Origin of the sequence: Streptomyces tendae (assembly GCF_014650435.1) — a bacterium.
Lineage (GTDB): Bacteria > Actinomycetota > Actinomycetes > Streptomycetales > Streptomycetaceae > Streptomyces > Streptomyces tendae.
The window spans coordinates 25,594-34,806 of record NZ_BMUY01000028.1; the positions used below are offsets into that span (position 1 = coordinate 25,594).

8 protein-coding genes are annotated in these 9,213 nt (G+C 72.7%); 4 read left to right on the forward strand and 4 right to left on the reverse strand.

What is annotated here, in order from left to right; translation table 11 throughout:
* Nucleotides 1-80 precede the first annotated feature (80 nt).
* Together IE258_RS39160 and IE258_RS39165 are read left to right on the forward strand one after the other, a co-directional pair.
* Entirely contained in the window at nt 81-1,307 is a 1,227-nt protein-coding gene (locus IE258_RS39160) for an aminotransferase-like domain-containing protein (RefSeq protein ID WP_189750563.1), read from the forward strand.
* 61 nt (nt 1,308-1,368) lie between these two features.
* Nucleotides 1,369-2,208 carry an arylamine N-acetyltransferase family protein gene (locus tag IE258_RS39165; protein WP_189750564.1) on the forward strand — a complete coding sequence of 280 codons (840 nt, stop codon included), beginning with the start codon at nt 1,369-1,371 and terminating at the stop codon, nt 2,206-2,208.
* On the opposite strand, the gene IE258_RS39170 is transcribed toward IE258_RS39165, so the two are convergent.
* On the reverse strand, nt 2,197-3,030 hold the full coding sequence (locus IE258_RS39170) for a helix-turn-helix domain-containing protein (RefSeq protein WP_189750565.1): 834 nt from the start codon (nt 3,028-3,030) through the stop codon (nt 2,197-2,199). The two genes, IE258_RS39165 and IE258_RS39170, sit on opposite strands and share 12 nt — an antisense overlap.
* Nucleotides 3,027-3,824 carry a peptidoglycan-binding protein gene (locus IE258_RS39175; protein WP_189750566.1) on the reverse strand — a complete coding sequence of 266 codons (798 nt, stop codon included), beginning with the start codon at nt 3,822-3,824 and terminating at the stop codon, nt 3,027-3,029. Before IE258_RS39175 ends, IE258_RS39170 begins: the two co-directional genes overlap by 4 nt.
* A 187-nt stretch (nt 3,825-4,011) precedes the next feature.
* On the opposite strand from IE258_RS39175, the gene IE258_RS39180 reads away from it, so the two are divergent.
* The gene (locus IE258_RS39180; protein ID WP_189750567.1) at nt 4,012-4,464 is read left to right on the forward strand and encodes a peptidoglycan-binding domain-containing protein; all 453 of its coding nucleotides are present in this window, start codon (nt 4,012-4,014) and stop codon (nt 4,462-4,464) included.
* Nucleotides 4,465-4,544: 80 nt separating this feature from the next.
* Here IE258_RS39180 and argS read toward each other — a convergent pair whose 3' ends face one another.
* Entirely contained in the window at nt 4,545-6,305 is a 1,761-nt protein-coding gene (argS, locus tag IE258_RS39185; protein ID WP_189750568.1) for an arginine--tRNA ligase, read from the reverse strand.
* A 172-nt stretch (nt 6,306-6,477) separates the two neighbouring features.
* Between argS and lysS the strand changes: the two genes are divergently transcribed.
* Complete coding sequence (gene lysS, locus IE258_RS39190) at nt 6,478-8,253, forward strand: lysine--tRNA ligase (protein WP_189750569.1); 1,776 nt, start codon at nt 6,478-6,480, stop codon at nt 8,251-8,253.
* A 73-nt stretch (nt 8,254-8,326) separates the two neighbouring features.
* Here the strand turns inward: lysS and IE258_RS39195 are convergent.
* Nucleotides 8,327-9,213 (reverse strand): DUF2637 domain-containing protein (locus tag IE258_RS39195; protein ID WP_189750570.1); only part of this gene is annotated, 887 nt, incomplete at its 5' end.

Genomic DNA, 9,213 nt, shown 5'->3' on the forward strand with positions numbered 1-9,213 from the left:
ACCGACGGTCGCACGTCGCACGGGTGTCCGGATCGCGGAAAGTCGCCTGTAGACGGCACCTATTTCTTTACGCTGCGCGCATGACCGTGACTGAGAACGCGCCCGCCGCCACCGCTCCACTGCCGCCGCTTGCCGCGCGGGCCCGGTCGATCGGCGGTTCGCCCGTACGCGACATCCTCGCCGTCACGGCCCGCCCCGAGGTGATCAACTTCGCGGGCGGGCTGCCGGCTCCCGAGCTGTTCGACGCGGAGGGTATCGCCGCCGCGTACCGGGACGTCCTCGCCGAGACGCCCGCGCGGGCCCTGCAGTACTCCACGACCGAGGGCGAGCCCACCCTGCGGGCCGCGCTCGCCGCCCGTGCCTCGGCCCGCGGTCTGGCCACCGGCGCCGACGACATCCTCGTCACCACCGGCTCGCAGCAGGCCCTCTCGCTCCTCGCCACCGCCCTGCTCGAACCCGGCGACACCGTCCTCGTCGAACGCCCCTGCTACCTGGCCGCGCTCCAGGCATTCGGCCTGGCGGGTGCCCGGGTGGTGGCCGTGCCCGGGGACGAGGACGGGATCGACCCCGGGGCGCTGGAGGAGCTGGTGGTGCGCGAGCGCCCGAAGCTGCTCTACACGGTCCCCACCTTCTCCAACCCCACCGGCCGCACCCTGTCCGCCGCCCGCCGGGCCGCCGTCGCCGAGGTCGCGGGCCGGTGCGGCCTGTGGATCGTCGAGGACGACCCGTACGGCGAGCTGCGCTTCGAGGGCGAGCGGGTGCCGTGGATCGCCTCGTACGAGGGTGCCCGGGACCGGACCGTGCTGCTGGGCTCCTTCTCCAAGGTCATGGCGCCCGGCCTGCGGCTGGGCTGGCTGCGGGCGCCGGCCGGGCTGCGCCGGGCCTGCGCGGTCGCCAAGCAGGCCGCCGACCTGCACACCCCGACCGTCAACCAGCTCGCCGCCGCCCGCTACCTGGCCGACCGGGACCTGGACGCCCACGTCGCCCGCGTCGCCGCCGTCTACGGGGAGCGCCGGGACGCCATGCTGGCGGGCCTCGCGGACGCGCTCCCGGCGGGGTCGGTGTGGACGCGCCCCGAGGGCGGCATGTTCCTGTGGGCCCGGCTGCCCGACGGGTACGACACCACCGCCCTGCTCCCCGAGGTGGTCCGGCACAACGTGGCGTACGTCCCCGGCGCCCCCTTCCACGCCGGTGAGCCCGACCGCGCCACGCTGCGGCTCTGCTTCGTGACGCAGACGCCGGACGAGATCGCGGAGGGGCTGCGGCGGCTGGGGGAGGGGCTGGCGGTGGTGCGTCCGGCGACGTAGGTCGCGTCGTAGGACCAACGGCTGAGGGCGCGGGTGCCATCACCACACGTACGGTGATGCCATGTCTGACAGTGCCCGGACGAAGACACCCTTCTTGCTGGACGCCTACTTCGAGTGCATCGGCTGGGCGGGCGGTCGGCGCCCCGACGCGGCCACCCTCCGGGGGGTGCAACTCGCCCACCTGCGGGCCATCCCCTTCGAGAACCTCGACGCCCTCGGCGGCCGGGCCCCTTCGCTCGACCTCGCCGACCTCACGGCCAAGCTGGTGCACGGCCGTCGGCGCGGCGGCTACTGCTACGAGCACAACACCCTCTACGCGGCGGCCCTCGAGGCGCTCGGCGTGCGGGTGACCCGCCTGACCGCACGGGTCGTCGTCGGCGCCGACCGCTTCGAGGACCGTCCGCGCACCCACATGGCCCTCCTTGCCGAACTGCCCGGCGAACCGCGGCCGTACCTCGCCGACGTCGGCTTCGGCGCCGTCGGCTCCCTGCTGGAACCGGTGCCGCTGACCGCGGACACCGAGTTCCACGACGCCGGACGCCGGCACCGGCTGGTGCACACGCCGCACCGGGGACCCCTGGAGACATGGGTGCTCCAGGCCCACCTGGCGGGCGGCTGGCAGGCGCAGTACGCCTTCACCCTGGAGCCGTTCGAGCCGTCCGACTACGAGGTGATCAACTGGCACATCGCCACGAACCCGCGCTCCCCCTTCGCCCGGCGCCCCTACGTCCAGCGCCTCACCCCGGACGCCCACCTGCTCCTCGACGGCGACCGCGTCACCGTGACGCGCGCCGACGGCACGGCCACCGAGCGGAAACTGACGGACGAGACGGAGGCACGCCGGACGCTGGCGGAGGAGTTCGGCATCGACGTACCGGACGGTCTGACGCTACTGCGGTGAGGCGGGCGCGCCCACACGGGCCTCGACGCACTCCCGTTCCCCGTCGGGGGACGCGGGGCGGAAGCAGGCCCGGACGGTGGTGCCGGAGCGGGCCGCGGCCATGCCGGTGTAGACGTAGGTCTCCGTGTCGTCCCGGTTCGCGACGCGCACCTCGTGGGCCGGGCCGCCCGCCGCGACCTCCACCCGGTCGCCGATCGCCGTCCCCCAGGCCCGGGCCCAGCTCGCGCCGCACTTGCGGCTGTGGCGCAGCTCCACGTGGGCGCCGGTGGCGGTGCGGTACGTGGTGAGCGTGTCGGGGTTGATGCCGCAGATCAGGCGTATCGGGTCCAGGCCCTCGCAGGCGGCGCCGCGGCACTGCGGACCGGTGGAGTGGGGGACGGGGGCCGACAGCGGTTCGTCGTCCGCCGTGCCCCGGCCCGGCAGCAGGAAGAGCGCCAGCGCGATGCCGCCCGCGAGCAGGACGTACGCCGACGCCAGCACCACCATCAGCCAGCCCCTGCGCCCGTGCGGGCGCACCGGGTCCGGTGCGGGTCGCGCCGCGGGGGGCCGCGGGGTGGGGGCGGGCGCGGCGAGGGCGGCCCCGCGGGCGCTCCACTGCGCCTCGGCGATCTCCCACAGGGCCGTCAGCCGCCCCTCGGGCTCGTCCGCGACCCGGCACAGGTCCACCACGGCCTGCCGAGGGGGCAGGGCCCTGCCGTTGAGGTAGCGCTCCCACGAGGACTTGCTGTACGCCGTGCGCTCCGCCAGCGCGGCCAGGCTCAGTCCGGTGCGCGCCCTCAGCTCCCGCAGCGCCGCGACCAGCGGGGTGTGCTCCGTGGTCACCGCGGATCCGCCGTCCGCAGCACCTGCCAGGTGTGGGGCCCGACGACACCGTCCACGACCAGTCCGTTCCGCTTCTGGAGGTTGACGACCGCCCGTTGGGTGTTCGGTCCGAAGACCCCGTCTATGTCCCCGGGGGACACTCCGGCCCGGCGCAACAGGCACTGTGCCTCGGCCACTTCGGCGCCGACGTGCGTGTACGCCACGATCGCCTTCGTCGTCCGGCTCAGGCCCGCGTACCAGCGGCCCCCGCTGCGTTCCAGACGGCACGTGTAGACCACCGGCACGAGGGACTCCGTCACCGTGGACGGGGTCGCCGCGACGGAGTCGGCGCGCGCGTGCTCGAGCTGGGAGCGGAGTTCGGCGTTGCGTACGGCCAGGAGAAGCGCCAGCGAGACGGACAGCACCAGGGCCACCGCTCCCGCCCTGACCAGCAGGCGCGGGTAACTCCCGTACGACCGCTGCTCCGTAGCCGGTTCAGCCGACGGCGGTGGCTCGCTCAGCGGGACGTCGACCGCGGGGCCTTTGCCCTCGCCCCAGTGCTCGGCGGCGGTCTCGTGCAGGGCCAGCAGGCGGACCGGGTCGAGGCCGCCGACGCGGGCCGCCGCCTCGACGGCCTCCCGGGGAGGCAGCGACCTGCCGTTGAGGTAGCGCTGCCACGACCTCGCGCTGTAGCCGGTCTTGGCGGCGAGCTGACGCGTGCTCAACCCGCCCCGGTCCTTCAGCGCCCTCAGTCGCACGATCAAGTGGTGGACCTGAGGGTGCAGCCCTGCGGGCAGCGGCTTCCAACGCGGCATGTGTCCCCCAGTCGTCGAGGCGGCCGTCCCACCGTAGCGACTCGGTCGGCGACGTCCGAGCAGGTCAAGCGGCGGGACGTCCCGGGATGCCGTCGTCTCGGAGCCGTCGGTGGCCCCCAGGTGCGGCGAACGCGCACGCTGGGGGCCGACCAGGACAACGTACGTCGATCAAGGGGAACACGGCAGCATGCGAGCACTCACGAAGGTACTTGTCGGCGTCACCACGGCAGCGGGGATCGCCGGCGGAGGACTGGTGACCGCGGGAACGGCCGGCGCGGTGCCCGCGCCCGTCCAGCGGTCCGCGAGTTCCGAGGTGGCGCCGCTCGCGGTGGTGAACCTCGGGCTGAGCACCGCGCAGGCGAAGGACTGGCAGTGCTCGCTGCGCGCTCTGGGCTACCTCCCCGGCAAGATCGACGGACGCCTCGGCACCGACAGCTGGAAGGCGGCGCAGCGGTTCTTCCGTGACCACAAGTGGTACAGCGACGACATCGACGGGATCGTCGGGACCAACACGGTCATGGCGCTGCAGCGCATGCTGAACGTGAACCTCGACGCGAACCTCAAGGTCGACGGGATCGCCGGTCCGCGGACCAAGGCCGCGTTCTCCGATTTCGCCGACCTGCACCGGAGCCTTTGCTGAGCCGGTAGTACGACGGCACGACACGCCGCGGCCCGCCCCCCGGGGGAGGACGGGCCGCGGTGCCTCGCTGTCAGGTGCGCTCAGAGCCGCTCGGGCGTCCGGATGCCCAGGAGGGCCATGCCCCGGTGCAGGGTGCGGGCCGTGAGGTCGCACAGGAAGAGGCGGTTCTCCACCTGCTCCGGCGTCTCGGCCTTCAGCACCGGGCACTTGTCGTAGAACGTCGTGTACAGCGACGCCAGCTGGTACAGGTACGCGGCGAGCTTGTGCGGGGCGTACTCCGCGGCCGCCTCGAAGACCGTGTCCCCGAACGCGTCCAGGTGCAGGCCCAGCGCGCGCTCCGCCTCGTGCAGCGCCAGCTCCGGGTGGGCGGCGGGGCGGACCTCGCCGGCCTTGCGGAGGATGGACTGGATCCGGGCGTAGGCGTACTGGAGGTACACGCTGGTGTCGCCGTTGAGCGAGACCATCTGGTCCAGGTCGAACTTGTAGTCCCGGCTCGGCGAGGTCGACAGGTCCGCGTACTTCACGGCCCCGATGCCGACCTGCGCGGCCCGCTCCTGGATCTCGTCCTCGGTGAGGTCCCGCGCCTTCTCCCGCACGACCTGCGCCGCCCGCTGCACGGCCTCGTCCAGCAGGTCCTCGAGCCGTACGGTCTCGCCCGCACGCGTCTTGAAGGGCTTGCCGTCCGCGCCGAGCACCGTGCCGTAGCCCATGTTGTGCGCGGTGACGTCGTCGTTCAGCCAGCCGGCCCGGCGGGCCGTCTCGAAGACCATCCTGAAGTGCAGCGACTGGCGCACGTCCACGACGTACAGCAGCGTGGTGGCGTGCAGGTCGGTGACCCGGTTGCGGATCGCGGTCAGGTCGGAGGCCGCGTAGCCGAAGCCGCCGTCCGCCTTCTGCACGATCAGCGGGACCGGCTGGTCGTCCTTGCCGCGGATCTCGTCGAAGAACACCACGAGCGCGCCCTCGGAGCGCACCGCGACGCCCGTCTCCTCCAGGATGCGGGCGGTCTCGGGCATGCCGTCGTTGTACGCGGACTCGCCGACGATCTCCTCGTCGCGGATCTCCATGTCGAGCTTGTCGAAGACGGAGTAGAAGTAGACCTTCGACTCGTCCACGAACTGCTGCCACAGCTCCAGCGTCTCCTTGTCGCCGGACTGCAGGGCGACGACCCGCTTGCGGGCCCGCTCCTTGAACTCCTCGTCCGCGTCGAAGACGGCCCGCGACGCCTTGTACACCCGGTTCAGGTTCGACATGGCCTGCTCGCCGTCGACGTCCTCGGCCGGGGCCAGCTCGCCGGGGTGCTCGAACAGGTACTGGATGAGCATGCCGAACTGGGTGCCCCAGTCGCCGATGTGGTGCCGGCCGATGGTCTTCTCGCCGGTGAAGTCGAGCATGCCGCGCAGGGCGTCGCCGATGACCGCGGAGCGCAGGTGGCCGACGTGCATCTCCTTCGCCACGTTCGGCTGGGCGTAGTCGACGACCGTGGTGCCCGCGTCCTCGTTCAGCGGCACGCCGAGGCGCTCGCCGTCCGCGAGCCGCGCGGCGAGGTTCGCGGTGATCGCCCGGTCGGCGACGGTGATGTTGAGGAAGCCGGGGCCGGAGACCTCGACGTCCTTGATCAGCTCGTCACCGGTGGTGATGTGGGCGACGACCTCGGTCGCCAGCTCCCGCGGGTTGGCCTTCGCCTTCTTGGCCAGCGCGAGGATGCCGTTGGCCTGGTAGTCCGCCCGGTCGCTGCGTCGCAGCAGCGGGTCCGCGCCGGCGGCCTCCGGCCGGGTGGCCGTGAGGGCGGACGCGAGCTGCTGCTGGACGGAGGCGGTGAGGGACGTGACCGAGGCCATGGAGTGGCTGCCGTTCTGCTCGGGTTCGTGGAGTAGTACAGAAACCGAGTATCCCATGCGGTGAAAAGCGGTTTTCGCGGATGCGGGCCGGGCTGGGAGAATGGAGCGGTCAGCCGTGCAACCGTACCGGCTGTCCCCGGAGCGGTTCCGGGGAAGTTTCAGGAAAGAGGACGTGCCGATCGTGGCTCAGAGCACAGAGACCACCGACTGGGTCTCCCGTTTCGCGGACGAGGTCATCGCCGAGTCGGAGCGTCGTGCCCCGGGCGCGAAAACATCAGTCGCTACCGCTCCGGGCGGTGTCGTCGTCGCCTCCGGACTCTCCCCCTCCGGCCCCATCCACCTGGGCAACCTGCGCGAGGTCATGACCCCGCACCTCGTCGCCGACGAGATCCGCCGCCGCGGCCACCAGGTCCGGCACCTGATCTCCTGGGACGACTACGACCGTTACCGCAAGGTCCCGGCCGGCATCGCGGGCGTCGACGAGAGCTGGGCCGAGCACATCGGCAAGCCCCTGACCTCGGTCCCGGCCCCGAAGGGCTCCCCGCATCCGAACTGGGCGGAGCACTTCAAGGCCGCGATGGTCGCCTCGCTCGCCGAGATGGGCGTCGAGTTCGACGGGATCAGCCAGACCGCGCAGTACACCTCCGGTGTCTACCGCGAGCAGATCCTGCACGCCATGAAGCACCGGCGGGACATCGACGCGATCCTCGACCAGTACCGGACCAGGAAGGCTCCGGCGAAGAAGCCGCAGAAGTCGCAGAAGCCCGTCGACGAGGCCGAGCTGGAGGCCGCTGAGGGCTCCGGCGCCGCCGCCGAGGACGACGGCAGCTCCGGCTCCGCCGGGTACTTCCCGTACAAGCCGTACTGCGGCAACTGCGAGAAGGACCTGACCACGGTCACCGCGTACGACGACGACTCGACCGAGCTGACCTACGCCTGCACCGCCTGCGGATTCTCCGAGACCGTGCGGCTGAGCGAGTTCAACCGCGGCAAGCTGGTCTGGAAGGTCGACTGGCCGATGCGCTGGGCCTACGAGGGGGTCGTCTTCGAGCCCAGCGGTGTGGACCACTCCTCGCCCGGGTCGTCGTTCCAGGTCGGCGGGCAGATCGTCGGCATCTTCGGCGGCGAGCAGCCGATCGGCCCGATGTACGCCTTCGTCGGCATCAGCGGCATGGCCAAGATGTCCTCCTCCAAGGGCGGCGTGCCCACCCCGGCCGACGCGCTCCAGATCATGGAACCGCAGCTGCTGCGCTGGCTGTACGCCCGCCGCCGGCCCAACCAGTCCTTCAAGATCGCCTTCGACCAGGAGATCCAGCGGCTGTACGACGAGTGGGACCGCCTCGACGCCAAGGTCGCCGACGGCTCGGCCCTGCCCGCCGACGCCGCCGCGCACTCCCGCGCGGTGCGCACCGCCGCCGGTGAGCTGCCGCGCACGCCCAGGCCGCTGCCGTACCGCACGCTCGCCTCCGTGGCCGACATCACCGCCGGACACGAGGACCAGGCGCTGCGCATCCTCGGCGAGCTGGACCCGGCCAACCCGATCGAGGCGCTGGACGAGGCCCGGCCGCGCTATGACAAGGCCGAGGCGTGGATCAACACCCACGTCCCCGCCGACCAGCGCACCATCGTGCGCCAGGAGCCGGACGCCGAGCTGCTGAAGTCCCTCGACGAACCGAGTCGGCAGTCGCTGCGGCTGCTGCTCGACGGACTGGCCGACCACTGGTCCCTGGACGGGCTCACCCACCACGTCTACGGCGTGCCCAAGGTGCAGGCCGGCTTCCCGGCCGACGCCACGCCCAAGGAACTGCCGCCGGAGATCAAGACGGCCCAGCGGACGTTCTTCGCGCTGCTGTACCACCTGCTCGTCGGCCGCGACACCGGCCCGCGCCTGCCCACGCTGCTGCTCGCGGTGGGGCAGGACCGGGTGCGGACCCTGCTCGGGGAGTAGAACCGGCCGGTACCACGGCGGAAGGGGGCGCCCGGCGAGCACCGGGCGCCCCCTTCCGCCGTACGCGGCGCCGTCAGGCGATGTGCTCCTCCTCCAGCTCCGCGCCGTGGCGCTCCTGGAACCGCAGCACCATGCGCTTGGCGTCGGCGTCCAGGAGCGAGACGCCGTACGTCGCCTCGACGTCGTACGCGAACTCGCGCGGGGTCGGGTACCCGCTGCCGTTGTTGAGCGACTGCTTGAAGACCTGGTAGTAGTCGTCCTCGCCTGGGCCCTCGGGCTCCGGCGTGCCGCCGCCCTCCCCCAGCTCGCGGGTGCGGTGCGGCCCGACCGGTATGGGGAAGCTGCCCGTCTCCTCCGGGCCGGGCTCCTGCGCGGGCGGCTCCTCCTCGAACTGCTGCCGGTACTGGTCGGCCTGCCGCTGCTCCGCCTCCCACTGGGCGTACTGGTCCGGGTCGTACGTCGGGTCGTAGTCACCGTGGTACTCGACCGACTGCGGGTCCCGGGCGTGCAGCCACAGGTTCTGCTCCGCCGCCGGCCCGTCCTCACGCACCGGCTCCGCGCCCCGGCCGCCGGCCAGCTCGGCACGCGGCTCGGGCGCGGGCGCCGCCTCGGGGGCCGGCTCCTGGGGCCGCGGGGCCGGCGGGAGCAGAGCGGGCTCGATGCCCGCCGCCGCCAGCCCGGAGGGGGCGGTCTGCGCCAGCGGGACGCCGTAGCGGGCCAGCCGCAGCGGCATCAGCGACTCCACGGGCGCCTTGCGGCGCCAGGCGCGGCCGAACCGCGACCGCAGCCGGGCCTGGTAGACCAGCCGCTCCTGCTCCAGCTTGATGACCTGCTCGTAGGAGCGCAGCTCCCACAGCTTCATGCGGCGCCACAGCAGGAACGTCGGCACCGGCGAGAGCAGCCAGCGGGTGAGCCGGACGCCCTCCATGTGCTTGTCGGCGGTGATGTCGGCGATCCGGC

Coding starts and splice junctions, on each gene's coding strand:
- IE258_RS39160 (WP_189750563.1), top strand. CDS start 81: ATGACCGTGACTGAGAACGCGCCCGCCGCCACCGCTCCACTGCCGCCG.
- IE258_RS39165 (WP_189750564.1), top strand. CDS start 1,369: ATGTCTGACAGTGCCCGGACGAAGACACCCTTCTTGCTGGACGCCTAC.
- IE258_RS39175 (WP_189750566.1), bottom strand. CDS start 3,824: ATGCCGCGTTGGAAGCCGCTGCCCGCAGGGCTGCACCCTCAGGTCCAC.
- IE258_RS39180 (WP_189750567.1), top strand. CDS start 4,012: ATGCGAGCACTCACGAAGGTACTTGTCGGCGTCACCACGGCAGCGGGG.
- argS (WP_189750568.1), bottom strand. CDS start 6,305: ATGGCCTCGGTCACGTCCCTCACCGCCTCCGTCCAGCAGCAGCTCGCG.